The organism is Pelagirhabdus alkalitolerans (assembly GCF_900096905.1).
Classification (GTDB): domain Bacteria; phylum Bacillota; class Bacilli; order Bacillales; family Amphibacillaceae; genus Pelagirhabdus; species Pelagirhabdus alkalitolerans.
This window is the reverse complement of record NZ_FMYI01000001.1, coordinates 372,330-397,637: the sequence shown is the minus strand read 5'-3', so window position 1 is coordinate 397,637 and position 25,308 is coordinate 372,330. Positions and strand designations below refer to the sequence as shown.

Annotated in this window: 21 protein-coding genes and 1 riboswitch; of the genes, 16 read left to right on the top strand and 5 right to left on the bottom strand. The window is 37.7% G+C overall.

The genetic code is table 11. The features are described from left to right. The 7 genes from BLR62_RS01810 to BLR62_RS01785 all read left to right on the top strand — a co-directional run bounded on the left by BLR62_RS01810 (position 1) and on the right by BLR62_RS01785 (position 5,267). Entirely contained in the window at positions 1-486 is a 486-nt protein-coding gene (locus BLR62_RS01810) for a class I SAM-dependent methyltransferase (RefSeq protein WP_176759185.1), read from the top strand. Continuing rightward, positions 480-1,379 carry a lysylphosphatidylglycerol synthase transmembrane domain-containing protein gene (locus tag BLR62_RS01805; protein ID WP_090792379.1) on the top strand — a complete coding sequence of 300 codons (900 nt, stop codon included), beginning with the start codon at positions 480-482 and terminating at the stop codon, positions 1,377-1,379. Before BLR62_RS01810 ends, BLR62_RS01805 begins: the two co-directional genes overlap by 7 nt. After that, complete coding sequence (locus tag BLR62_RS01800) at positions 1,340-1,912, top strand: CDP-alcohol phosphatidyltransferase family protein (protein ID WP_176759184.1); 573 nt, start codon at positions 1,340-1,342, stop codon at positions 1,910-1,912. The genes BLR62_RS01805 and BLR62_RS01800 overlap by 40 nt, the downstream gene beginning before the upstream one ends. Next, complete coding sequence (locus BLR62_RS12410) at positions 1,905-2,081, top strand: hypothetical protein (RefSeq protein WP_176759183.1); 177 nt, start codon at positions 1,905-1,907, stop codon at positions 2,079-2,081. Before BLR62_RS01800 ends, BLR62_RS12410 begins: the two co-directional genes overlap by 8 nt. Before the next feature lie 91 nt (positions 2,082-2,172). Next, a riboswitch (SAM riboswitch) is annotated at positions 2,173-2,276 on the top strand. A gap of 150 nt (positions 2,277-2,426) precedes the next feature. Then, positions 2,427-3,161 carry a cyclase family protein gene (locus BLR62_RS01795; protein ID WP_090792374.1) on the top strand — a complete coding sequence of 245 codons (735 nt, stop codon included), beginning with the start codon at positions 2,427-2,429 and terminating at the stop codon, positions 3,159-3,161. Positions 3,162-3,194: 33 nt separating this feature from the next. Further along, the gene (locus BLR62_RS01790) at positions 3,195-4,115 is read left to right on the top strand and encodes a LysR family transcriptional regulator (protein ID WP_090792371.1); all 921 of its coding nucleotides are present in this window, start codon (positions 3,195-3,197) and stop codon (positions 4,113-4,115) included. A gap of 99 nt (positions 4,116-4,214) precedes the next feature. Next, positions 4,215-5,267 (top strand): homocysteine S-methyltransferase family protein, encoded by a 1,053-nt coding sequence (locus BLR62_RS01785; protein ID WP_090792368.1) that lies wholly within the window; start codon positions 4,215-4,217, stop codon positions 5,265-5,267. A 459-nt stretch (positions 5,268-5,726) separates the two neighbouring features. Here BLR62_RS01785 and BLR62_RS01775 read toward each other — a convergent pair whose 3' ends face one another. The 4 genes from BLR62_RS01775 to BLR62_RS01760 all read right to left on the bottom strand — a co-directional run bounded on the left by BLR62_RS01775 (position 5,727) and on the right by BLR62_RS01760 (position 10,071). After that, complete coding sequence (locus BLR62_RS01775) at positions 5,727-6,545, bottom strand: hypothetical protein (RefSeq protein WP_176759182.1); 819 nt, start codon at positions 6,543-6,545, stop codon at positions 5,727-5,729. 74 nt (positions 6,546-6,619) lie between these two features. Further along, positions 6,620-6,997, bottom strand: a complete 378-nt coding sequence (locus tag BLR62_RS01770; RefSeq protein ID WP_090792361.1) for a hypothetical protein — start codon at positions 6,995-6,997, stop codon at positions 6,620-6,622. Positions 6,998-7,194: 197 nt separating this feature from the next. Continuing rightward, positions 7,195-8,664 carry a methyl-accepting chemotaxis protein gene (locus BLR62_RS01765; RefSeq protein ID WP_090792358.1) on the bottom strand — a complete coding sequence of 490 codons (1,470 nt, stop codon included), beginning with the start codon at positions 8,662-8,664 and terminating at the stop codon, positions 7,195-7,197. A gap of 414 nt (positions 8,665-9,078) precedes the next feature. Then, complete coding sequence (locus BLR62_RS01760; protein ID WP_090792355.1) at positions 9,079-10,071, bottom strand: LacI family DNA-binding transcriptional regulator; 993 nt, start codon at positions 10,069-10,071, stop codon at positions 9,079-9,081. Positions 10,072-10,387: 316 nt separating this feature from the next. On the opposite strand from BLR62_RS01760, the gene BLR62_RS01755 reads away from it, so the two are divergent. The 6 genes from BLR62_RS01755 to gtfA all read left to right on the top strand — a co-directional run bounded on the left by BLR62_RS01755 (position 10,388) and on the right by gtfA (position 18,105). After that, on the top strand, positions 10,388-11,665 hold the full coding sequence (locus BLR62_RS01755; protein WP_090792352.1) for an ABC transporter substrate-binding protein: 1,278 nt from the start codon (positions 10,388-10,390) through the stop codon (positions 11,663-11,665). A gap of 70 nt (positions 11,666-11,735) precedes the next feature. Further along, a complete protein-coding gene (locus BLR62_RS01750) occupies positions 11,736-12,629 on the top strand; it encodes a carbohydrate ABC transporter permease (RefSeq protein WP_245719371.1) in 894 nt (297 codons plus the stop codon). Next, positions 12,629-13,441 carry a carbohydrate ABC transporter permease gene (locus BLR62_RS01745; RefSeq protein WP_090792347.1) on the top strand — a complete coding sequence of 271 codons (813 nt, stop codon included), beginning with the start codon at positions 12,629-12,631 and terminating at the stop codon, positions 13,439-13,441. Before BLR62_RS01750 ends, BLR62_RS01745 begins: the two co-directional genes overlap by 1 nt. A gap of 32 nt (positions 13,442-13,473) precedes the next feature. Further along, positions 13,474-15,663 carry an alpha-galactosidase gene (locus tag BLR62_RS01740; protein ID WP_090792345.1) on the top strand — a complete coding sequence of 730 codons (2,190 nt, stop codon included), beginning with the start codon at positions 13,474-13,476 and terminating at the stop codon, positions 15,661-15,663. 18 nt (positions 15,664-15,681) lie between these two features. Then, positions 15,682-16,635 (top strand): carbohydrate kinase family protein, encoded by a 954-nt coding sequence (locus BLR62_RS01735; RefSeq protein WP_090792342.1) that lies wholly within the window; start codon positions 15,682-15,684, stop codon positions 16,633-16,635. Next, on the top strand, positions 16,636-18,105 hold the full coding sequence (gtfA, locus tag BLR62_RS01730) for a sucrose phosphorylase (protein WP_090792341.1): 1,470 nt from the start codon (positions 16,636-16,638) through the stop codon (positions 18,103-18,105). A 98-nt stretch (positions 18,106-18,203) separates the two neighbouring features. Here the strand turns inward: gtfA and BLR62_RS01725 are convergent, their stop codons facing one another. Further along, entirely contained in the window at positions 18,204-18,725 is a 522-nt protein-coding gene (locus BLR62_RS01725; RefSeq protein WP_090792339.1) for a DinB family protein, read from the bottom strand. Positions 18,726-19,125: 400 nt separating this feature from the next. Between BLR62_RS01725 and BLR62_RS01720 the strand changes: the two genes are divergently transcribed. The 3 genes from BLR62_RS01720 to BLR62_RS01710 are packed head-to-tail and all read left to right on the top strand — an operon-like array spanning position 19,126 to position 25,147. Continuing rightward, positions 19,126-20,721, top strand: coding sequence for a type I restriction-modification system subunit M (locus tag BLR62_RS01720; RefSeq protein WP_090792337.1), 1,596 nt, complete (start codon positions 19,126-19,128; stop codon positions 20,719-20,721). Continuing rightward, the gene (locus BLR62_RS12555) at positions 20,711-21,967 is read left to right on the top strand and encodes a restriction endonuclease subunit S (RefSeq protein WP_090792334.1); all 1,257 of its coding nucleotides are present in this window, start codon (positions 20,711-20,713) and stop codon (positions 21,965-21,967) included. Before BLR62_RS01720 ends, BLR62_RS12555 begins: the two co-directional genes overlap by 11 nt. Positions 21,968-21,979: 12 nt before the next feature. Then, complete coding sequence (locus tag BLR62_RS01710; RefSeq protein WP_090792331.1) at positions 21,980-25,147, top strand: type I restriction endonuclease subunit R; 3,168 nt, start codon at positions 21,980-21,982, stop codon at positions 25,145-25,147. The last annotated feature ends 161 nt before the right edge of the window (positions 25,148-25,308 follow it).

Below are 25,308 nucleotides of genomic sequence, written 5' to 3'. Positions count from 1 at the left end.
ATGAAATTACGACTCACATTAACGAGTAAGCTTGAAAAAATGGCGCATCGTTTTGCATGTGTGCGTTGGCTCTTCATTGGCTATTACCGTTTGTTGACACATCTTGAGCTTAGGCGTGTCTATAGCAATCAAACAGGACGTGTACTTTGTATTGGTGGAGGAGCACTTCCGGAGACGGCTTGCTCGATCCATTATTGGACGAACAATCCAGTGGATGTCGTGGATATAGACCCAAAAGCGATTGAACAAATGGAACAGTACTTTTCTAGATATGATGTAGGTGGGATTCAATCAATATTGGCTGAAGGATCCCTTATCGATATTCGTCACTACAAAATCATCCATGTGGCTAAACAGGTGATACCTAAGGAGCAAGTTGTCGACCATATTGAGTCACAATTAAAAAGTGATCAAGTACTGATTGTCAGACGTTGCTTAATCGAAAAGATTCATTTGAGTATGCGTAGAGTGTTAAAGCCATGTTAAAACGAAAAATCGTGATCTATAGTGTACTCATTCTATCAACTTTTTATGTGTTTCGGTCTATGACTCTACCGAGCGACTATCCAGTCAAGCATTTAACCGTGATGGCGGGCTTGCAATTATTGACGATTATTTTACTAGCTTGGCAGAATAAAATGATCATTCAGAAGCAAAACGTGTCATTTCGCTACTTTCAAAGTCTTCATATGCAATTATTAGGCACTTTTTTTGATGTCATCACCCCTATGATGAAAGTAGGCGGTGAAGTGGTCAAAATGCGTTATATCGAAACAATAACCCAATCTACAAAATCGCGTTGCCTATCCATGATTTTGATCGGAAAAAGCTTATCTCTCGTTAGCTTGACCTTTCTTATGTTTTTGTTTGGGTATGAGCTTATGTCACATGTTACGATCGGTCGATTGGTCGGCCTGTTTATACTTATCGCAACAGTTGTTTTCGTCTGTTTGAAGAGTGAAAAAGTGAGAGGTTTCGCCATAGAGGCCCAAGAACAATTGGTTAAGTTAGGCGGCTTTATTTTAATCCGGTTGTTGACGATCAATAGTTTCGTTTGGTTGTTATTTCCGTTAAAACTATGGATCTTAGGTCTTCATTACGATCTATCCATTAGTTATATTCAGCTGATTGGCATCACGTTATTTAGCTATTTTGCAGGCAATCTACCGATCACACCGGGTGGAATGGGGACATTTGAAGCAGCGTTAGTCTTTGGATTAACATCGCACGGAACCAACTATTCAACAGCGATTGAAATGGCTCTTTTATTCCGGTTTATCACGTATTACGGTGTCTTTATAGTGAGTGGATTGTATCTTGCCAGCATGGAGGTGATCAAGTGGTTCATAAACACTTGGCAAACAGCTTCACCATCTTAAATGGTTGTTTTGGATTACTTCAATTATTTTTCTTAATCGAGGGTCATATCTCGTATGCACTGATCGCTTTCTTTTTAGCGATTATATGTGATGGAGTTGACGGTTATGTTGCGCGCTTATTGGATCAATCCTCATCATTTGGAAAAGAGTTAGATAGTCTCGCTGATATGGTGACCTTTGGCGTTGGTGGGGCTTGTTGGATTCAACTTGTTGCCACAACGATTCCATTTCCACTTCGGTTGTTGCTTAGCTTCTTTTATTTATATCACGCCTTAAGACGTTTAGCTCATTTTAACGCAACAAATCAAAAGGAACATTATATAGGCTTACCCGTCACATCAGCTGCATTTTTGACCGTGATGAGCCTTTATTTACATCATCTGTATAGTGTCCATGCGTCTGTTTTAGTCATGAGTATTGTGATCTACGCAAGTTTGATGAATCTGCCTTTTAAAACATTTAAATGCCACTATGTTGATCGATTGGTAAGAACGTTAGTGAAAGAAGTGAGATCGGAGGGAGAGCATGATTGAAGCTTTAGTCGTGATCGGTCTAGCCTTATACGCATATCGACTCTATGTCAAAATAAAGCGGAAAACTAAAAGCGAACCATGTGAGGCCTGTCCATTGAAAGGGGCGTGTGTACCTGTTCATTGTCAGGGAAATGCAGAACGAGCAAAAGAAGAAAAGTGTGCACAATGAAAAAATCTATATTTATCCATTATGTATTGACAGGCTGTTTCGAATGAAGTAAATTGTATAGAAACATTCTAAATTTTCAAAATTATATACGATCTTATCCAGAGAGGTGGAGGGACTGGCCCTTTGAAGCCTCGGCAACAGACTTATTAAGTACTGTGCCAATTCCAGCAAGCTAAAAGCTTGAAAAGATAAGAAGAGAAACCCTAACAGTTGATGCAAACCTCTTCTATCTTTTTAGAAGAGGTTTTTTGGCGTAATAAAAAGCTGTTGAAGAATGGGATGTCATCATAAGGTCGTAACGATTTAGCTTTGTTTAAAAATTTAAAAAGGTAAGGTGATCGCTTTATGAGTGATGTATTAACAGCTCTACAAAAACTAAAAGAAAAGAGATGGGTTGACTTGACGCATACGTTTGGTCCGGCTTCTCCACATTTTGCAGCATTAGAAAATGCGGAGGTGAGTACGGCTTTTGACCATAGTGATGGTTTCTTTGTGCAAAACTTTTCATTTCCAGGCCAATACGGAACACATATTGACGCACCCATCCATTTTGTTCCGAAGCAACGTTACTTAGATGAATTAGCGTTAAAAGAATTGGCTTTACCCTTAGTGGTCATTGATAAGTCAGAAGCAGTTAAGAAAAACTCTGACTTCACACTGCAAGTTGAGGATATTTTAGAGTTTGAAAAAGAATATGGTGAGATTGATCCGGATACATTTGTAGCGCTTCGTACAGATTGGAGTAAGCGTTGGCCTGACCAAGATGCTATAGAGAACAAAGATGAATTTGGCTCAAGTCATACGCCAGGTTGGTCAGTTGAGGCTTTAACCTTTTTATTCGATAAACGAAAGATCAAGGCGATCGGTCATGAAACCTTTGATACAGATGCAGCAAAAGATATTCAAAAAAACGGACGTTTAGTAGCAGAATATTATGTGCTTGAACAAGATACATTTCAGGTTGAATTATTAACGAATTTAGATCAAGTGCCTCCTAAAGGCTCGATCATCTTCACTGTCGCACCTAAGTTTGAGAATGCATCTGGCTTTCCGGTTCGAGCATTTGCTATTTTACCTTAATAGAAAGTTTTTATGAGAGTGAGGAGAAGGTACATGACATTACTACAACTAAAATATGCGATCGAAGTGGCCAAAGAGCAATCGATTAGTCAAGCAGCCAATAATTTATATATCAGTCAGCCGAGTCTATCCAATGCGATTCGTGAACTGGAAGCAGAGTTAGGCATTGAGATCTTCTTACGGACGAATAAAGGGATTGTTGAAACGATTGAAGGATCAGAGTTTTTAGGGTATGCAAGACAAGTGATCGAACAAACGGCATTACTTGAAAACCGTTATTTTGAAAAGACACAGGCACCCCAGCACCATTTTTCAGTCACAGCTCAGCATTATGCGTTTGCGATTAGCGCGTTTGTGAAATTACTGAAAGAGATTGACCCCAAAGAATATGATTTTGCATTAAGGGAGACGCGCACCTTTGATATTATTGAAGATGTGAAGACCCTCAGAAGTGAAATTGGCATTTTATATTTAAATGATTTTAACCGAAAAGTCATCTTGAAGTTTTTAAAAGAAGGACGCTTAGTGTTTGAAACCCTCTTTACTGCCAAACCACACGTCTTTATTAGTTCAAACAATCCACTTGCAGTAAAGGATGCTGTAACCCTTGATGATCTCACACCGTTTCCTTACTTATCGTTTGAACAAGGAGATCATAACTCGTTTTATTTCTCAGAAGAAATACTAAATACAATTTCAAGGCCTAAAAACATTCGTGTCAGTGATCGAGCGACTTTATTTAATCTATTGATTGGTTTGAATGGGTATACGATTTCGACAGGGATCATCAGCTATGACATTAACAATGATGATGTTGTGGCGATCCCGTTAGAGGTCGATGAATCGATTGAAGTCGGTTTTATTAAACATAAAGATGTAACGATGAGTCCATTAGCGACGCGCTATATTGAGTATTTAAAAGAAACGATTCATGAAGAAGTAGATTCGGTATAGCTTGATGCTATAGCAAACCATAGTATTTTCGTGTTTCATCACTACAGGTCATGAGTGCTACACTACCTATACAATGAAAAGTCGAGAGGGGTTCAAACAATGGCAAAAAGATCGTTAGAACAAAGGTTAAAAGAAGGTCCCGTTATTGCCGGGGAAGGGTATTTATTTGAAATGGAGCGTAGAGGCTACTTACAGGCCGGTTCGTTTGTGCCAGAAGTGGCACTTGAACATCCGGATGTGTTAAAACAAACATATCGTGATTACATGAACGCCGGTTCAGATGTTGTACTCGCCTTTACGTACAATGCTCATCGCGAGAAGATGCGGATTATCGGTAAAGAGGATTTACTGGAGCCACTGAACCGTTCAGCGATTCGTCTAGCCAAAGAAGTCGCAAAAGAGCACCCAACTGAAGAAGCATTGGTCGCAGGGAACATTTCCAATACGAATATCTTTGATCCCGAAGATCAAGCATCTAAAGATAAAGTGAGAAGCATGTTTCGTGAAATGCTTGAGTGGTGTAAAGAAGAAGGTGTTGATTTCATTAATGGCGAAACCTTCTATTACCATGAAGAAGCCGTCATTGCGCTTGAAGAAATTCAAAGACAAGGGTTAGAAGCTGTGATCACGTTAGGATTAATGGGTGAGAACATCATGCGAGACGGATACACCGTTGAAGAGTCGTGTCGAATTCTATCAGAGAAAGGCGCACTCGTTGTTGGGATGAACTGCTTCCGAGGACCTGATACGATGCAACCTTATTTAGAAAAGGTACGTGAAGCGGTCGATGGTTATGTGGCGGGGCTTCCGATCCCGTATCGAACAACAGACGATCACCCAACGTTTTTCAATTTACCGGATGGTGGATGCAGTTGTCACTTACCGACGGAGACGACGTTCCCAACATCACTCGACCCACTCTATCACAATCGATATGAACTAGCCGAGTGGGCAAAAGAAGCACATCAGATTGGGATTAATTACATCGGTCTTTGTTGCGGAGCATCACCTGCGATGTTGAGATCGGTTGCTGAAGCGATAGGGATTGAAACGATCAATTCAAAATATTCACCAGATATGGAGAAGCATTTCTTATTTGGAAAAGACAAAACATTAAAAGCACATAATGCCAATTATCGAAGTAAAGCCTAAGCGAAGAACGATTCCTTAATCACGGTCAATCCATGTGATAAGGGATCGTTTTTCGTTTAGAGTTTCAGGATCTTTAGCATGATTACTCGTACCTTCATTTAGTTTTTTGAGGTTTACTATTCGATTTAAAAATGTTAAAAAGAGGTATGTATTTTCCTGGAAAGGAGCGGGTTTCATGAATTTCACTGAAAATACAATTGTAAATTTAATACTTTCAATTTTACTTTTCTTGTTTTTAAATTTAGTGGTTTTTAACGTAATCTTAGATGGGGATGTCGCAACATGGGAATATATAGGGTTAGCCATTTTTCATTTGGTTTTTTTAACTGTCATCACGATACAAATAATAAAGGTCATTTCGAATAATAAAAATGATTAAGAAATCGCTTTTTCGGATCACGTCAAATGCCGACGATGAGGAGTCAACTCACCATCGACCTTTAGTGTGTATTCCATAAGTTAATATTTAAAGATAAATACACGCACACTAAGGTGATAAAGCATTATTCCTAATATAACAGCAAGGTGAATCAGCTGATCGTTAATCGTCAGACTACCGTATAAAGTGAAGAGAATAATGGCTAGAGCATACACGAGTTGACTGGAAAAAATGCGCACGGAACTAACTTTCTTATCCAAGTCATCTAAGATGTTAGCTTTTGATAGTTTCCAAAATAGTGGAACAGATAGAAAAGTTAAAATAAGTAGACTACCCGTTAAATAGTCTAGTTCACCTAAAGAAATAAAGCTCAAACTGTCCATAAAGATCGTCTGTCCTAGAAATAAGATAACAGTGAAACTACTAGAGATCAGGACGAACATTGACCGTTCACCGATGATCACCAAGCTAACGATCGCCACCATAAAGAGCAGCAAATACAGACTGTTTTCACGGGAGAATGATAGAAAGACAGTGAACCCCAATGTAGACACGACATCGACTAAGGTCAGTTTCTTCCCAGTAATTCTGTTGACGACTCTCATTAAAAGAAGTAACCAGAATATTAAGGTGACCTGAATTGGATTCGTAGAGAGAAACGTTGAAAAAGATAGGATAGCTACCACAAAGGCTGATAACGCATGGGCAGGATCAAGTTCTCTAGCTAAAGCCCAGCTTAAGAAGACGCCACCACCTAAATATAGTCCGAGGACCCCTTCTCCTGTGAAAATCCAGCCTAAAATTGCGGCCATTAACGTTAAACCTAAAATCATGATATTGCTTTTATAGCGCATGTCAATTGCACGACCTAGTGTGAACATCAAATCATCCTTTTTCAAGGCATTCAAGCTACCGTTGCTGCCTCTTATGTAGTTTGTTGAATTTTATTTGGTAGATTGACACGAAATTCAAATCATTGTTTCACAGACTGTCTACGTGTATTTAGTTCTTGTCCAATATACATAATCAATTTACTTATTAGTGCCCCTAACAAGCTAACAAACGTATATAAAATTACAAATACCCAGTAGTCTGCAGTGAAGTAGGGTAAAAGAGAAAATAATCCGCCTAAAAGTACAGAAGCAACGCCAATCCAAACACGTCTGGATACGATATAGCTGACTAATCCAATGACAAAACTAGCTATAGGATAAATGGTTAAAAGCGTTAGAAATATATTCATATTCATAGACATAATAAAACCAAATATTCCAATTGAAGCGATGATTAATAGAATCGTTGTCACTGATTCCTTGTTAGTTTCCTTTATCGGCTTATGTTCATTTTTCATTTCCCTCTCACCTCGTTTCCTTTTGAACTGAAGACATCAAGTTTGTGAGATGATCGTAACATAACTTTATTTTTTATTTAAACGATACACCAAAAGCCGTTAATCACAATCACCAAAACAAAGCTAAGTGTGTCATTGCAACGTTAGTGAAAACACTGCCATACTCACAAATAGTGGATATGGCAGTGTTTTTGAATTTATTCAACTAATTTTTTTGCTGTGCTCTCTGTTTCATCCATTTCTTTGGCGACGATTGTATTTTGTTTGTTTAACGTTTCAATTGTCGCATTCATTTCTTCTAAACTAGCAGATGATTGTTCGATAATGGCCGCTAAATCATTCGTTTGGAAGCTGACTTGGTTTGTATTATTTTCTACTTGCTGGGCATTTGTTTCAAATTGATTGAATTGTTGGCTCAATTGGTCTAAATAACCGGCTAATGTACCAAAGGCTTGATCGACTTCATTGGCACGCGATAAGTTATCTTCACTCATCGTTAAGTTGTGTTGCATTTTTTCTAATGTGAAATGGTGCGTATCGTTCACATCTTTTAAGTTACTTGTAATACTCTCAGCAGCTTGGTTCGTTGTTTCAGCTAATTTTCGAATTTCTTCAGCCACAACAGCAAATCCTTTACCCGCCTCACCAGCTCGAGCTGCCTCAATCGAAGCATTTAAAGCGAGTAAATTTGTTTGTTCACTAACTTGAATAATACTTTCTGAGAATGTGTTCGTCTCATCAATTTTGGTAGATAACTCGTTAAACGATTCGTGCATACTTTTAAAATCGACGAGTAATTGTTTTGTATTATTAACAAGTTCTTGAAGCAGTTGTACGCCTTGGTTTGCAGTAGACGTTGATTGTGTAACATTTTCTTTCAGTTTATCTGATTCTTCCAACATTGTTTTTGCTTCTGCTAATGTTTGACTAGCAAAGCCACTAATGTCAGCTATTTTCTCACTTTGATCGGTACTTCCCGTTGCGACTTCATTAATAGCCGTAGCAATCTCACCTTGAGAAGAAAGGTTTGCTTGTACTTTTTCGTTCATAGAGGATAAGTGCTCTACAATGGTATCAACCTGAGTTTTCAAGTTTTGACGTGACGCTTCTTTTTCAGCAGCTTCTTTTTCTGTTTGTAACAACAATGATTCAATCATCGCTTGTTGTTTATGATTTAAGTGAATCAATATATAAGCGAGTAACCCGGTTAATAGATAAGTTGCAAGTGTCAATGTTAAGTTGTCTTCTAAATAAACAGCTTCACCTGTTTGCATCGTTGCATTTAAAGAAATACCAACTGCCCCTGTTATAAGTCCTAAGAAAAAGAGTGGTTTCATTAAATGAATCGTTGATAAGACAAGTAAAAAGAAAAAGATCAGAGTGATCGAAAGTGTACTTTCTAATAAAAAGATACTTGTGATCGTATAGACCATAGCGACAATGATGAATACATAAGGATAAAGCTGGTCTTTCTTAAGCAAAAGCTTAAATACAAAATAAAGAACGACTAACAAAATAATTTCTGTTCCGTAAAATAAAGATCTAAAAACATCACCGTCTAAAGCTGATAATATAAAACCGCTAAATAATGAGATTAAAAAGGCAATCAGTGCTAACTTATTTTTCGTCTTTATATCATTTAGCTTCATTTCTTGTATAGCATTCATGAAGTAATTCCTCCGTTTTAATGTGATTTATGGTATGTATTTTCAGCATGTTATGTCATTGAAGTGTATAACTTAGAAGGGAATATGCTAACATAAACGCTAGCATCTAAATGAGGATTGTTCACCTTCAATCGACAAATGAAGACAAAAAATAATACCACTAATAGTATCGGCAGATTTATGAATAATCTAAATGATTGACACAGGTGAAAATGGAATAAACACATAAATGTCACAAATATGACAAATAATTACGGGCAATTAGTAGAGAATATCAACTAGTAGGATCATATTCAAGTATTTTTTCAAAGTTTATTATCATGAGAGTTTAAAAGTTAAAAAGTAGAAAGTAAAATATACTATATTTCGTTAAATACAAAAACCGTTCAGCCAAAATAAAGCTGAGCGGTTTTATCATGTTGTGTTTCCAATTACTAGATCAATATCATAGATTGTAGGTTGTATATTATGGTCAGGATCTTTCGATTCAATTTGTTTGATTAGTGTGCGAGATAGACTCTTGCCTAGATGCTCAATTGGCTGTTTAATTGTTGTCAACTTAGGCTCTTGTAGCATGCGAGTGAAACTATGATAATCATAACCCATTACTTTTAACTCTTCTGGAATCTGAATGTCCATGTGCCTTGCATAGGTAACAAGTGTATAGGCCATTAAGTCATTACTGCAAAATATCCCATCATAGTTCGATAGAGATGCCTTAAGATTTTCATCAATAAAACGCCAATTATCTGCATATGTGGCTTCAATGTTGGCACCTTCTAAAACCTCCCAATTGACTTTGTGTCTTGAGCACGTAAGCTGAAATGCATCAGCTCGTCTATTCGACAACATATCAAACTCTAAAGGCCCGGAGATATGTAGAAGATTTTTACATCCTTTTTCAATAAGGTGCTGAGCTGCAAGTTCACCGCCATGGTAATTATCGCTCGCAACATAAGGAATACTAGAGGATATAATGCGGTCGAAGGTAACAATTGGAATGTTGATTTTTTTGTACTCTTCAATCTCTAATGTATGACTACACATAATAATCCCATCTGCTCTATTTTCTCTTAACATCGTTAAATAATCAGCTTCTTTTTGTGCATTTTGCAAAGAATTACAAATAATAATCTTATAGTTCTTTCTACTAGCATATTCTTCAATCCAGTGGATTAATTCACTGAAAAAAGGGTGACTTAATTCAGGAACAATGAGTCCAATTAAATAAGATTGGTTTTTTAATAATGTACGTGCAATTTGATTCGGTGAATAATCTAACTCTTTAATGGCATCTTCTACTTTTTTCCTTGTTTTATCGCCAATATAACCGCGGTTATTCATCACTCTTGAAACGGTTGTGACGGACACGCCAGCTTTTTCTGCAACTTCTTTAATACCTACCATACTCATTCCTCATTTTCTTATGATTTAAATCTATGATTGCCATTATAGCATATATTAAACGATTTCACACAGTTAAACTCCCGCTAGACAAGCTTGTGTGATTAAATTTTGAATATAAACAGCGTTTTCATCATCAATTTTATGAAAACGATTGACATATAAAATTGATGATGATATTCTTTAATCACAAATTGATTCAAATAAAGAGGTGATGACTTAACACTTACATCATAAGGGTTTAAGGATTTTGGGTTTAATTTTTTTATTTAAGTCCATTTGTAAACGCTTAACAAATTAAGTTCAGGAGGAATGAATGATGAAAAAATATGTTAAAGGTTTTCTTTTCGCTGTATTAATAACACTTGTCTTAGCTGGTTGTGGTAATGGAGATGAAAATGGTAACGATCAAGCGGGAGATTCAGAGGCAGAAGCAGTAGAATTAACACTATTCTCAAGTGTAACAAATGAAAGTGATCAAGCTATTTTTGAAGAAGTAATAGAGCGGTTTGAAGAAGAAAATGATCATATTCAAATTGATTATAATTTCCCAACAAGCGAGTATGAAAGTATGATGCGTGTTCGCATGGGCGCAGATGATATGCCTGATCTTTTTGATACACATGGTTGGGCTGTAAATAGATACGGTGATTACACGATGGATCTTCGTGATATGGATTGGGTTGATAATTTAGATCCATCCTTAGAGCCCATTATCACTGATGACGATGGTAAAGTTTATGCTTATCCAATGAATCAAGCAAATGATGGTTTAACATACAATGTTGGTATATTAGAAGAGTATGATATCGATGTTCCAGAAACTTTTGATGAATTAATGGATGCTTTAAGAGAAATTAGAGACCAAAGTGATGGCGAAGTGACGCCGTTATGGTTCCCGGGTTCAGACAGATATTCATTAGGTTATTTCCTAGATATCATGTCAACACCACTTTTAGTAACACACGAAGATCATGATTATTCAGAAGAATTAAAAGCAGGAGAGTACGGTTGGGATGAGTATACGTATTTACCTGAAAAACTTCTGCAAATGCAAGAAGAAGATTTATTAAATGTTGATGTTTTAACAGCACAGACACATGAACAAACGCAACTCTTCGCTCAAGATAAAATTGGTTTTGTAATGGGAACGCTTCCTGTGGATTCAATTCATGAATTGAATGAGGATATAGAATTAGGTATCATGCCAGTTCCACCTATTCATGATGGCGGTGAGAAGAGTTGGATTGGTGGCGAGCGTTTCACACTAGCTGTAGCCCAAAACAGTGACCATCCAGAAGAAGCTAAGCAATTTATTGAATTTTTAGCACAACCTGATATTGCACAAAAAGTGGCAGAAGGCACAAACCTTCCATCTGGCTTAGAAAATGTTTCAGCGGAAATTTACTACCAAGATTTCTATGAAGAATATGATGACGTAATTGTCGAACCATATTTTGATCGTGAATTTCTCCCAAGTGGCATGTGGGATGTTTACGGTGAAACAGCACAAGAGTTATTATCGGGCAGAATGACACCTGAAGAAGTAACGGAGCAAATGGCTGCAGAATATAACCGTTTATACGATGAAGAATAAATTTGTGGATCAATGACTTAATACAACGAGTGAGCTCTTCTCACTCGTTGTAAAAATCGAGGTGGTAATGATGCAAAAAATTAAAACAGCACGATTTAAAAACATAAACGATTCATTATGGTATATGTATGTTCCCGCCCTGCTATTTATCGGATTTTTCATCTTATACCCGTTTTTGAATGGTATAAGAATTTCATTTACGGATTGGGACGGTTTTTCACAAACATACAACTACGTTGGACTTGATCAGTATACGCGTATGCTTAGTGACAATAATACATGGTTAGTTTTAAGAAATACGCTTCTGTATGGTGTGGGAAGTACGGTTTTGCAAAATGTAGTCGGTTTACTTTATGCAATTTTGCTTAATCAAAGTATCAAATTTAAAGCTATTACGAGAACTATTATTTATTTACCTGTCATCATTAGTCCATTAATTATGGGTTATATTTGGTACTTCTTCTTCGCTTATCAAGGCGGAGCACTTAATGACATTATAATGTTGTTTGGCGGAGACCCAGTAAACTTATTAGGAAACCCTGATGCGAATATATGGATCATTGTATTTGTGAATACATTCCAATTCGTTGGGGTAGCGATGATTATTTATTTAGCTGGTCTACAAAGTATTTCCGGTGAATATTACGAAGCAGCCAATATTGATGGTGCTTCATCGTTTCAACAGTTCAAAAAAATTACACTCCCTCTATTAATGCCATCTATTACGATTAACGTCGTGATCAATATTATAGGTGGATTGAAATTATTTGATGTCATCATTGCATTAACCAATGGTGGACCGGGTATGGCTTCTCAATCTATGTCGACTTTCATGTATAACCTTTACTTCTCGCGTCAAGATGCAGGTTATGCCGCCACACAAGGTGTGTTAATGATGTTGGTTATTTTAATCTTAAGCTTTAGTGCATTAATATACTTTCGTAGCAAGGAGGTTGAAGCATAATGAAAAAGAAACTGTTAACTATATTGGCTTTCTTTCTAGCTGTTATTCACTTTGTTCCATTTTATGTACTTATTACGACAGCGTTGAAAGAGCGGGGTGACTTTAGTTCTAAATGGGTCCTACCGAGTGATATTAACTGGGAAAACTTTAGTGAAGCATGGGAAATGGCGAATTTAGGTTCAGCATTATTTAATACGGCTTTTATAACCTTTTTCGCAGCAACGATTTTGATTTTCGTGGGATCCTTAGCAGCGTATCCTCTGGCTAGAAAACAAACAAAGTTAAATAAAGTTGTTTACTATTTGTTTATTTCAGTGATGATCATTCCTCCGTTAGCTGCTTTAGTTCCTCTTTATCAACTGGTTGTGTCAATTGGGTTAATGAATACTAGAACAGTCGCCATTTTAAATAATGTGGCTTCATTCCTTCCTTTAACTATCTTCTTATACTCAGGTTTTATTCGCTCTACGATTCCTAAGTCATTAGAAGAAGCGGCAAGGATTGATGGAGCAAGCACGCCAGGAATATTTTTTAAAATAGTATTTCCATTACTGAAACCCGTAACAGCATCTGTATTAATTATCTCATGTGTCTATATCTGGAATGACTTCCAATTTGCGATTTTCTTCCTACAAGATCGCTCTGTTCATACAATGACAGTTGCCCTATCAAGATTCTTTGGAGAAAATGCAAACAACTTGCAGCTAGTTGGTGCTGCATCGATCATTGCGATGCTGCCAATGGTGGTTCTATTCTTATTCTTACAAAAACAGTTTATTAAAGGCTTAGCTGCTGGTTCTGTTAAAGGTTAATGATGATTATTGTAAAGAAAGAGGGATTTTAGATGGCAATTTTCTTTAATGAGGTAGATAGAACGTTTCACTTACAAACAATACAAACCAGTTATATGATGCAAATTGTTAACGAGGGTTACTTAGCACATCTTTATTGGGGAGAACGAGTGCGTGAAGCAAGAATGCCAAGACCGCTTCGCTATAGAGATCGAGGCTTTTCACCGAACCCTAATAGCGATGACCGTAGCTTTTCGCTTGATACATTACCTCAAGAATATCCTGGATATGGTAATACCGATTTCCGTTCACCAGCGGTTTATATTGATCAAAACAACGGCTCTAGAATAACGGATCTACGATATTTAACACATCGTATATATAATGGAAAACCCAAATTGCAAGGTCTTCCAGCTACTTACACAGAAAATGAATCCGAAGCTGATACATTGGAAATTGATCTATATGATCACGTCATTCGGTTAAAAGTGACTTTACAATATACAGTCTATCATGACTACAGTGCGATCACGCGCTCTGTTAAATATCGAAATGAAGGTAAAGAAACGGTGCGACTTGAAAAAGTTCAATCAATGAATGTTGATTTTAGAGATTCTAAGTTTGAGATGATTAACTTACCAGGTGCTCATGTTAGGGAACGAGATATTGAACGTTTAGCACTTCGGAGAGGGTCACAATCAGTGGAGTCGAGAAGAGGATCAAGTAGCCATCACCAAAATCCTTTTGTTGCCTTGGTACGTCCCGAGACAACAGAAACATGCGGAGAAGCATACGGATTTAGCTTCGTCTATAGCGGGAACTTCAAGGCTGAAATTGAAGTCGACCAAACAGAGCAAACACGTGTAAATATAGGGATCAATGATTTTGATTTCTCATGGAAATTAGAACATAACCAAACATTCCAGACGCCTGAGGTTGTCATGGTTCATAGCTCTAAAGGTCTTGGTGAGATGTCGCGTATCTATCACAACCTTTACGGAGATCGATTAATAAGAGGAAGGTATCGCGATCAAGAACGACCAGTCCTAATTAATAACTGGGAGGCAACATACTTTGATTTCGATGAGACATCGATTTTGAACATAGCTGATCGTGCAAAAGATGCAGGTATAGAATTATTTGTTCTTGATGACGGATGGTTCGGTAAACGTCATGATGATTTTACTTCTTTAGGTGATTGGTTTGTAGATCAAGAGAAACTTCCGAATGGTTTGAATGCTTTAGCAGAAAAAATAAACGCAAAAGGAATGCAATTTGGTTTATGGTTTGAGCCTGAAATGGTATCACCAGAAAGTGAGCTATACAAAGAACACCCTGACTGGTGTCTTCATGTTCCGGATCGCAGACGTTCCCAAGCACGTAATCAACTCATTCTTGATTTTTCACGTGAAGATGTTTGTAACGAGATGATCAAACGCGTTTCTGTCATTTTAGAGTCAGCACCAATTAATTATGTGAAATGGGATATGAATCGAAACATGACAGAGATTGGTTCTGCGTTCTGGCCAGAGGATCAACAAAAAGAGGTCGCACACCGTTATATATTAGGTCTTTATTATGTTCTAGAAAAGATTACATCGCGTTTTCCAGATATATTATTTGAAAGTTGTTCAGGTGGTGGTGGGCGCTATGATCCTGGTATGTTACATTACATGCCTCAAACATGGACAAGTGACAATACGGATGCCATTTCACGACTGAGAATTCAATATGGAACCAGTCTAGTATATCCAATTAGTTCAATGGCGTCACATGTATCAGAAGTACCTAATCATCAAGTAGGGAGAATAACACCTCTTTCAACAAGAGGGCATGTTGCGATGGATGGGAACTTAGGCTATGAGTTAGATGTAACGAAGCTGACAGAAGAGGATATCCAAGAAATTAAGCAACAAGTTGATTTTTATAAAACAGTCAGACAGACCATTCAATTTGGCGACTTTTATCGCCTTGTTAACCCATTTAACGAAAAAGATTATGGATCAATTCATGTTAACCAGGACAAAACGGAGGCTGTATTCATCCATGTAAATCAATTAGCCGAACCAAATGGCCCTTTTAAATCCGTTAAATTATCAGGTCTTGATCCGGATAAAGACTATAAAGTAGAAGAATTAGATGCCATTTACGGTGGAGACGAATTAATGCGAATTGGGTTAAATATTCCATACCCAAATCGCGACTTTAATAGTACGTTATATCGTTTATCTGCTGTGAATTAAAAGAGAGGGGGTGCAGTGATGTTTGACTTTGATCATGCCATACCATTTCAGAATAAACCGAATGATTTGTTGACAATGGGCGAATTACTAGTGGATATGATTGCTAAAGATTATAGTGACCAACTGGTAAGTGGTGAATTCGAGCGTCATTTTGGTGGGTCGCCTGCTAATATCGCGATGAATGTCAACCGACTGGGTAGCAGAGCTAAGTTGGTTGCATCCGTTGGGCAAGATAGCTTAGGTGACTACTTAGTGAATCAAATAAAACAATCTAGTCTTAGTGCACGTTTAATCCAACGAAGTCAAAAATCAACAAGTATGGTGGTTGTTAATAAAAGTAAAGGAACGCCTATTCCTATATTTTATAGGGGGGCTGATTACGACTTAGAAATGAATCAAGAACTAGAGAGCGCTATTAAAGAATCGAAGATTATGCACCTATCTAGTTGGCCGATTTCTAAATCGAAATCGAGATATCTGATTGAACAATCAATTTCTGTCGCTAAAAAAAATAAGACGATGATCTGTTTTGATCCGAACTATCATTCTTTTCTTTGGGATGAAGAAGATGGTATTTCTTACATTAAAAATTTATTGAAACACATCGATATTGTTAAACCTTCAGAAGATGATGCTGAGCGCCTATTTGGTCAAGATACGCATGATAATCAAATAGATAAATTTCATTATTACGGTGTCCCTTTTGTCATTATGACATTAGGCGAAAAAGGTGCTATTGTATCAATCAACGGTGACAAAAAACATTTTGAAGCTGTATCAACAGAGGTTGTCGACACAACAGGGGCTGGTGATGCGTTTTGGTCAGGATTTTATGTAGGACTGACGCAGAATCAGACGATCGAACAAGCGCTCCAACTAGGATTTTCGGTTAGTGCTTTTAAATTGAAATATGTAGGAGCTGTTGTTGATTTACCGCACTACACCATGTTTGATGTGGCAGAGGAGGCTTAAATAATGTTGAAAAACAAAGTACAACTCATTACGTATCCAGATTCTTTAGGTGGGGATCTAAAAGCTCTAGATCAGTTGATGAAAGAGAAATTACAAAACTTATTTCCTGGTGGTGTTCATATACTTCCGCCCTTTCCATCATCTGGTGATCGAGGATTTGCTCCATTGACATATCTTGAGATCGATCCTGAATTTGGCAGTTGGGAAGATATTCGTTCTATTGGCGAAAATCATGATGTATTGCTTGATTTAATGGTCAATCATATTTCCAAACAATCCCCGTACTTTCAAGATTTTTTTAAAAAAGGACGTCAATCAGAATATGCTGATTACTTTATAACATTAGATAAAATATGGGAAGATGGTCAACCAAAAGAAGAGGATATAAATAAAATGTTTTTAAGAAGAAAGCGTCCTTACTCAACATTTACGATTGAAAATACAGGAGAAGAAGAACAAGTTTGGACGACTTTCGGTAAGAGTGATCCTAGTGAACAAATTGATTTAGATGTGCATTCAGAAAAGGTAAAGCAATTGTTTGTGGATTTCTTTGATAATTTTAAAGCCAACAATGTTAGCATTGTTCGGTTAGATGCTGTAGGGTATATTATCAAGAAACTTGGTACAAGTTGCTTTTTTGTTGAACCAGATATTTATCAATTTCTAGAATGGATCAAAAGTATTGCTGATGCGCGAGGCATTACTTTGCTTCCAGAAGTACATGCCCATTATGAGACACAATATAAGTTAGCTGAAAAAGGCTATTGGATTTATGACTTCATTTTACCGTATCGAGTATTAGAAACACTGATTAATCGACGATCCGACGCGCTCAAATCATATCTAAAAGATCGACCACACAAGCAATTCACCATGCTTGATTGTCATGATGGTATTCCTGTTAAGCCAGATCTAGATGATTTAATTGACACGAAAGAAGCGCAATCCATTGTTGATGAAGCTGTCAAACGTGGTTCTAATTTGAGCCTGATTTTGTCAGATGAACATAAAAGTGAAGATGGGTTCGATGTCCATCAAATTCGCTGTACGTATTACTCAGTACTTAATGAAAATGATGATGCATATTTAGCGGCGCGAGCTATACAATTCTTCACACCTGGTATTCCGCAAGTTTATTATGTAGGCTTATTAGCAGGAGAAAATAATGAAGAGAAGGTAAATGAAACAGGTGATGGACGAGAAATAAATCGTGAGAACTTTACGATTGAGCAAATAGAAGCAGCATTTAATAAGGACGTAGTTAAAAGGCTAACAGAATTAATTCGATTTCGTAATGAATACGATGCATTTAATGGTGATTTTAAAGTGCTAGATAGTCGTGATGATGAAGTGACATTACATTTTGCAAAGGATCATCTTTATTGCACGTTACACATTGACCTAACGACTTATCAGGCAACAATTGTTTACTTAAATGAGTTTGATGAAGTTGTTGAGTACGTTATTTAAATCCCTTAAAGTATCTCATTATAATGATAAAAGCAACTTTTTAGCACACTCACGCTGTGTAAAGAAGTTGCTTTTAGTTTAAATTGGATTTAACATTTCTATCGCGTTGCATAATCAAACCTAGCATATCCAATCTCTGAAGCATTCTTCATAAGCTCGAGATTTAACCATGATGCCAATTTATGAAATTCAACATCGTTATTGAAGGGGAATTTACTAAATTGTTTACTATTAAACTCCTCATTAGTGAGCTGTAAAAGTTTCTCCTCCCACCTATTCACTAAAGAGTATATATGATCTTTAACTTCTGATACGTCATTCGAGACTTTTATGTCATCTTTAGTTAAATCACCATCCCCGAAAGAATAATCAAAGACCATTTCCCACCAATATGTAATATGCCACAGTGTCCATGCAATGCTAGGCGGCCCTATGTGATAGGATTCTGTTTCAGGTAATTCTGCGTACCATTCGCCTTCTATTTCTTTAATGTATAGACTCCCTTTTGGTGGTTGCCACATATATTCTGTTTGCTCCAATGATGAAAGATGGTAGTCAAGAAGTTGTTTTGAAATACTGAATTGAAATTTAATATTATCCACTAAATCGTGATTAGTCATTACAGCATACCCTTTCTTAATTTTGTTGAAGTTGAGTTACTCTATGTTTTATTAAAATTTACATAGTAAGTTTATCATACAACGGATGTACAGAATTAATGTGGGTAATAATCAAATTCAAATGTTTTTCTTCCTTGACGTGAATAAATGTTATTCCAATTTGTATAGCGAAGGGTATACGTATGTTATAATTTAGGGTAACAGCTATGAAAATTGGTCTTTTTATGAAGGTGTTCTTTAAGATCCGCTTTTTGGGGATGAAGATTCCCGTGACTGTTAGTGTTTGTGCACTAACAGTCTTTAGCTTGCCAATGTGCGATCGACGCAATTGAATAAAAACGAAATGTCAGTTACTAAAAAGTCCTATATACAATAGAAGTGAGAAGAAAGGTTGATGAACATGGGAGCAGAATTAAATCAAAAATTATTTAGTGCGGCAGATAATCTCCGCAGCAAAATGGATGCATCGGAATACAAAAACTATTTGTTGGGGCTTATTTTCTACAAATACTTATCGGATAAGTTACTCGTTCAGGTGGTTGAACTCGCGGATGAATCCCTTGATACATATGCGACACAAGAAAAGCAAACCGAACTTTATCAAGAACTGCTTAATGACGAGGATACAAAGGACGATCTAATTGCAACATTAGTTGATACGTTAGGCTATGATATTGAACCGGCTTATTTATTTAACGTTTTAGCCGATCAAGCAAAACAAAATATTTTTCAGCTGAATGATTTAAGCAACGCCTTTATTCAGCTGTCTTCGAAGTATAAGTTGTTTAGTGGCTTATTTGATGATGTCGATCTTCAATCGAAAAAACTTGGCTCAGATGATCAACAACGGAATGTGACGATCACAGAAGTGTTGAAGAAGTTAGATGATGTCAATGTGGTCGGCTATGAAGGAGATGTCATTGGCGATGCGTATGAGTACTTAATTGGCCAGTTTGCATCTGAAGCCGGTAAAAAAGCAGGTGAATTCTACACTCCGCATATGATTTCGGACATGATGGCACAACTTGTGGCGATTGGACAAGAAGATAAGAAATGGTTTAGTGTGTTTGATCCGACCATGGGATCTGGCTCGTTAATGCTGAATGTTCGCCATTATTTAAATCACCCAGAAAAGGTGAAATACCATGGCCAAGAGCTAAACACGACGACGTTTAACTTGGCGAAAATGAACTTAATTTTGCACGGTGTTGATAACGAAGATATGAACGTTCGAAATGCCGATACGCTTAATCGTGACTGGCCAACGGATGAACCGTATACGTTTGATTCGGTTGTCATGAACCCACCGTATTCAGCAAAATGGTCAGCCGATAAAGGCTTTTTAGATGATTCACGTTTTAACCGTTACGGGAAATTGGCACCGAAATCAAAAGCTGATTTTGCCTTTGTCTTACACGGTTATTATCACTTGAAAGAAACCGGTACGATGGCGATTGTCCTGCCACACGGTATTTTATTCCGAGGGGCAGCAGAAGGCACGATCCGTCAAAAGTTATTAGAAGACGGTAGTATCTATGCAGTGATCGGCATGCCATCAAACCTGTTCTTCGGGACATCAATTCCAACAACGGTTATTGTTTTAAAGAAAAATCGAACCGATCGTGATGTGCTGTTTATTGATGCGAGCAACGAGTTTGTGAAAGGTAAAAACCAAAACAAACTCACAGAAGAAAACATCGATAAAGTGATCGAAACATATAACAAACGTGAAAATGTAGACAAGTATGCACACCTTGCCACGTTTGAAGAGATCAAAGAAAACGATTATAACCTCAATATTCCACGTTATGTCGATACGTTTGAGGAAGAAGAACCTGTCGATATGAAGGCAGTAGGAACCGAAATGAAAGAGATTCAGGAAAAGAAACAGGTGTTGCAAAAGCGTTTGCTTGAGGATATTTCCTCTTTGCAATACAGCGAAGAAGATGCGGATTGGATTCAAGGTGCGTTAGAGGTGTTTGGTTATGACAAATAAGATGGTGCCTGAAATTCGGTTTGATGGGTTTCGTGGAGAGTGGGAGAAGTTGAAGTTTGAGAAATTACTTGATCCTAAAGATGGAGTTCGTCGAGGACCTTTTGGGAGTGCTTTAAAGAAGGATATATTTGTTTCGAAAAGTGATTATGTTGTTTATGAGCAATATAATGCTATATATGATAATTATCAGACAAGATACAACATTACTAAAGAAAAATATGAAGAACTTAAAAACTTTGCTTTGCATGAAGGTGATTTTATTTTAAGTGGTGCTGGTACAATTGGAAAAATTTCAAGAGTGCCAAAAGGGATTAAACCAGGTGTATTTAATCAAGCACTTATTCGTTTTAGGATTAATAGAGAAATAACTGATTCAGAGTTTTTCATTCAATTTGTGAGATCAGATGATATGCAAAGATATTTAACCAGTTCGAATGCCGGATCAGCAATGACTAATTTGGTTCCTATGTCAGAAGTGAAAAAATGGAGTATTAACATTCCTGAAAAGAAAGAACAACAAAAAATCGGCGAATTCTTTAAGAACCTCGACGATCGCATCGCCCTGCAGCAACAACAAATCAAATCATTAAAAGAAAGCAAACAAGGCTTCTTGCAAAAGCTATTCCCGAAAGATGGCGAACGCGTACCGGAGGTTCGGTTTGATGGGTTTAGTGAGGAGTGGGAACAGAGAGAATTAGGTGAAATTTCTAAAAAAATTACTAAGAAAAATAAAGATAAAAAATATTTAGAGACTTTAACAAATTCAGCTGAGCTAGGAGTTATAAGTCAGGCTGAATATTTCGATAAACAAATATCTAATGATGCTAATATTGATGGATATTATGTGGTATCGCCTAATGATTTTGTTTATAATCCGCGAATTTCTAAGCATGCTCCTGTTGGACCGATTAAACGAAATAAATTAAATCGAACTGGTGTAATGTCCCCGTTGTATTATATTTTTACTGTTCAGGAAATTGACAAAGTTTTTATTGAAAAGTATTTTGAGACTGTTTATTGGCATAAATTTATGAAGTTGAATGGTGATTCTGGTGCACGTTCAGATCGTTTAGCCATAAAAGATTCAGTTTTTAAATTAATGCCTATCCCGTATCCATCAATAGAAGAACAACAAAAAATCGGAGAGTTCTTTAAAAACCTCGACGATGCCATTGAAGCGCACGAAAAAGAACTCGAATTGCTACAAGAGACAAAAAAAGGCTTCTTACAAAAAATGTTTGTTTAGGAGGTGAAGACGATGAGCAAGCCAACACACCGGTCGGAAGCAGAGATTGAGAACCACCTCATCGATGTTTTAGGTGAGGGGTATAACCAATGGACGTTTCGCCCCGATTTAAAATCAGAGGCGGATCTGTGGCGCAATTTGCGTCAAAAGATCACACAAAATAATTTAGCGGAACTCGGTGAGCACCCGTTAACGGATAAAGAATTTGAATCGATTAAGACAGAACTGTTACTGAGAACCCAAACCCCATTTGATGCGGCGAAATGGTTGAAGGGTGAGAACGGGATTGCACGGCTGACGATTGAACGTGAGGATCCAAGTCTAGGTAACGTATCTTTAGTGCTCTATTCCAACCATGATATTGGGGGCGGGATATCGAATTATGAAATCGTTAATCAAATCGCCAAGAAGAGTGACCGAGAGAGTGGTCGTGATCGACGGTTTGACGTGACGTTACTGATTAATGGCCTTCCGATTGTTCAAATCGAACTGAAGAAAGTGACCGCAAAAGATGGCGTCTATCAAGCGTTTCATCAGATTAAAAAGTATGCGGAAGAGGGTATGTTTCGAAACAATATTTTTTCAACCCTTCAGCTGTTTGTCGTCTCGAACGAACAGACCACACGCTACTTTGCGAATGCGATGCCTACCAACATGCATAAGAAGTTTTTATTCAGTTGGCGAACAAAGGATAATAAAAAGGTGGACAACGTGTATGAGTTTTGTAAACAAGCGCTCAATATCCCAGATGCGCATCGTTTAATTGCCCGTTATACGATTGTAAGTGAAGACCAAGACAATAAAATGTTAATGGTCTTACATCCATATCAGATCCATGCGATTGAAGCGTTATTCACAGCGGCGAATAAACATCAATCTGGCTACGTCTGGCATGCGACGGGTTCAGGAAAAACGTTAACGAGTTTTGTCTCGACGAAATTACTGGCGAAAAAGGCAGGTATTGACCGGACGATTATGATCGTTGACCGAAAAGACTTGGATAACCAAACGACAAGCGAATTCACGAAGTTCGCATCCGAATTCAATACAGGCATTTCATCGGGTACCGCACGTGCCAACAGCTTAATTGTCGGAACAGGCAGTTCAAAACAGTTAAGTGAGACATTATTAGCTGATGCCAATTCGAATGTGGTGATTGTGACGACGCGTCAAAAACTCGATTCAGCTTTGAAATATGCCAAAAAGCAAGAAGAACAAAAAGGGACGAACCGTTACCAGAAGTTGATTGGCCAGCATATTGTCTTTATCGTCGATGAATGCCATCGTGCGTTGAGTGCCGAAAACATGGAAGAGATCAAAGACTTCTTCCCGAATTCGACGTGGTTTGGTTTTACAGGCACGCCAATCTTTGAAGAAAACAAAAAACAAGCCAAAGGGAAATTGGCTAGAACGACCTATGACCAGTACGGCGAAGTCCTACATACGTATACGATTAAAAACGCGTTAGAAGATGGCTCTGTATTAGGGTTTCAAGTGGAACATGAAACAACGATTGATCAAACCTGGTTAGACAATCACATCCATGACACCCTACAAGCAAGTGCACATTATGCGGATTCAACACCTGAGGATATCAATGAGGCAATCGATCAGATGGACGGTTTAGAGAAAGAGTCGTATATCGATAACAGCCTGTATGAACGAGATGAGCATATTGAAAAAGTGATTCGAAAAATCTTCCGACCCGACAATGCGTATACGAAGTTTGATTTTAAAAATGGGAAACCAACAAAATCAGCGATCTTAACGACGAGTTCGATTGCGATGGCGAAGCGTTACTACCATAAAATAAAAGAAATGACCCAAGATCCGAATTGGATGGATCATGTTTTTTCAGATCAGCCGATTCGACAAGGACGCACGATCGATGACCCAGACTTTCCACGTATTGCGATTACGTATTCAATGGATGAGAACCAAGACAATGCGATGGCGCAAGAAGACGAAATGCAAGGCATCCTCGATGATTACAATGCGTATTATCGAACAGCATGGACGTTAGCGGATATTGAACGATACAACGGCGATATTAACAATCGTCTTGCTAGAAAACGAGCAGAGTTTAAGCAGATTGGGCGCCAAGTCGATTTAGTCATTGTCGTGGATCGTCTATTAACAGGTTTTGACGCGCCAACGATTCAAACGCTTTTTGTGGATCGAAACTTGCAGTATGCTGGCTTAATTCAAGCTTTCTCACGCACGAACCGGACGTATCCGGATAAAACGAAGGGCTTAATTGTCACCTTCCGCAAACCGCATGAAATGGAAACCAACGTCGCCAAGGCCACGAAGTTATACTCTGAAGTAAAAGAGGAATCCGGTCTGATTTATCCGACGTATGATAAAGCGAAGAAACGCTTTAAGAGAGCGCATAAAGAACTTAAAACGATTACCGAAAAGGCAGGCGATGTTGACGAACAAGCGCCACTTGAAACACGTGTGGAGTATGTGAAAGCGTTCCAAGAGCTCAATAATGCTTATGAAGCTCTTGTCACGTATGATTCGTACAACAATGATATGGATGAATCCAAAGCATTGAATGATCAAGTGAGTATGATTCAAGAACAGGCAGGCATTTATGAAACGGTGAAGGGATCGTTAATCGAGTTGAAGGAAGAGGAAACCGATCTTGAGGAAGAACCTGACTTTTCTGACCTTGCTTTCTATGGTGATTATACATCAAAGTTATACGACATTGATGCAGCCTATATTGATCAACTACTCGGCACATATGCAGCCAATAATCCAGATGTGCGTGATGAAATTGAACAAGCGATGCAGAAATTAAATAAAGCTGATATCGTCAAAGACGTCTATCGCCGTATGTTGAATGCGATTGACCAAGGTGAAATTGACGAGAATGAAGATATCTTTGCGGTCAAACGTCGTTACTTCACCGACCAAAAAGATCAGGCGATTGACCAATTCAGCGAATACTGGTGCGTATCGAGTGAGGAACTTCACGCCTCAGCTGTGCAGTATATTGTGGGGATGGATGATATCCCGAATAAGGGGAGCATTATTGAAAGTAAAGATTATGATGCCTTTAAAATGCGCCATCCTGAGGTGAAGCCATTCTCATATCCGCAAAAGATCAAACGTGCGTGGCGTCAACTGTTGGACGAACACATTGTGCCACTTGAAGAGGAATTAAAGTAGCGTAAAATTTTGTAGAATAAACGTATCTATTATTTTTATGAGCGTCTATTTGAAGAAACGTCTATATATGTTTATTAAAAATGAAACCTTTGGGTTCAGTCATTAACTTTTATTAGTTATGATACCCTAAGGTTTTTTTATGTCGACATATAGAGTAATAA

Coding starts and splice junctions, on each gene's coding strand:
- BLR62_RS01810 (WP_176759185.1), top strand. CDS start 1: ATGAAATTACGACTCACATTAACGAGTAAGCTTGAAAAAATGGCGCAT.
- BLR62_RS01805 (WP_090792379.1), top strand. CDS start 480: ATGTTAAAACGAAAAATCGTGATCTATAGTGTACTCATTCTATCAACT.
- BLR62_RS12410 (WP_176759183.1), top strand. CDS start 1,905: ATGATTGAAGCTTTAGTCGTGATCGGTCTAGCCTTATACGCATATCGA.
- BLR62_RS01795 (WP_090792374.1), top strand. CDS start 2,427: ATGAGTGATGTATTAACAGCTCTACAAAAACTAAAAGAAAAGAGATGG.
- BLR62_RS01790 (WP_090792371.1), top strand. CDS start 3,195: ATGACATTACTACAACTAAAATATGCGATCGAAGTGGCCAAAGAGCAA.
- BLR62_RS01785 (WP_090792368.1), top strand. CDS start 4,215: ATGGCAAAAAGATCGTTAGAACAAAGGTTAAAAGAAGGTCCCGTTATT.
- BLR62_RS01770 (WP_090792361.1), bottom strand. CDS start 6,997: ATGAAAAATGAACATAAGCCGATAAAGGAAACTAACAAGGAATCAGTG.
- BLR62_RS01765 (WP_090792358.1), bottom strand. CDS start 8,664: ATGAATGCTATACAAGAAATGAAGCTAAATGATATAAAGACGAAAAAT.
- BLR62_RS01760 (WP_090792355.1), bottom strand. CDS start 10,071: ATGGTAGGTATTAAAGAAGTTGCAGAAAAAGCTGGCGTGTCCGTCACA.
- BLR62_RS01755 (WP_090792352.1), top strand. CDS start 10,388: ATGAAAAAATATGTTAAAGGTTTTCTTTTCGCTGTATTAATAACACTT.
- BLR62_RS01750 (WP_245719371.1), top strand. CDS start 11,736: ATGCAAAAAATTAAAACAGCACGATTTAAAAACATAAACGATTCATTA.
- BLR62_RS01745 (WP_090792347.1), top strand. CDS start 12,629: ATGAAAAAGAAACTGTTAACTATATTGGCTTTCTTTCTAGCTGTTATT.
- BLR62_RS01740 (WP_090792345.1), top strand. CDS start 13,474: ATGGCAATTTTCTTTAATGAGGTAGATAGAACGTTTCACTTACAAACA.
- BLR62_RS01735 (WP_090792342.1), top strand. CDS start 15,682: ATGTTTGACTTTGATCATGCCATACCATTTCAGAATAAACCGAATGAT.
- BLR62_RS01725 (WP_090792339.1), bottom strand. CDS start 18,725: ATGACTAATCACGATTTAGTGGATAATATTAAATTTCAATTCAGTATT.
- BLR62_RS01720 (WP_090792337.1), top strand. CDS start 19,126: ATGGGAGCAGAATTAAATCAAAAATTATTTAGTGCGGCAGATAATCTC.
- BLR62_RS12555 (WP_090792334.1), top strand. CDS start 20,711: ATGACAAATAAGATGGTGCCTGAAATTCGGTTTGATGGGTTTCGTGGA.
- BLR62_RS01710 (WP_090792331.1), top strand. CDS start 21,980: ATGAGCAAGCCAACACACCGGTCGGAAGCAGAGATTGAGAACCACCTC.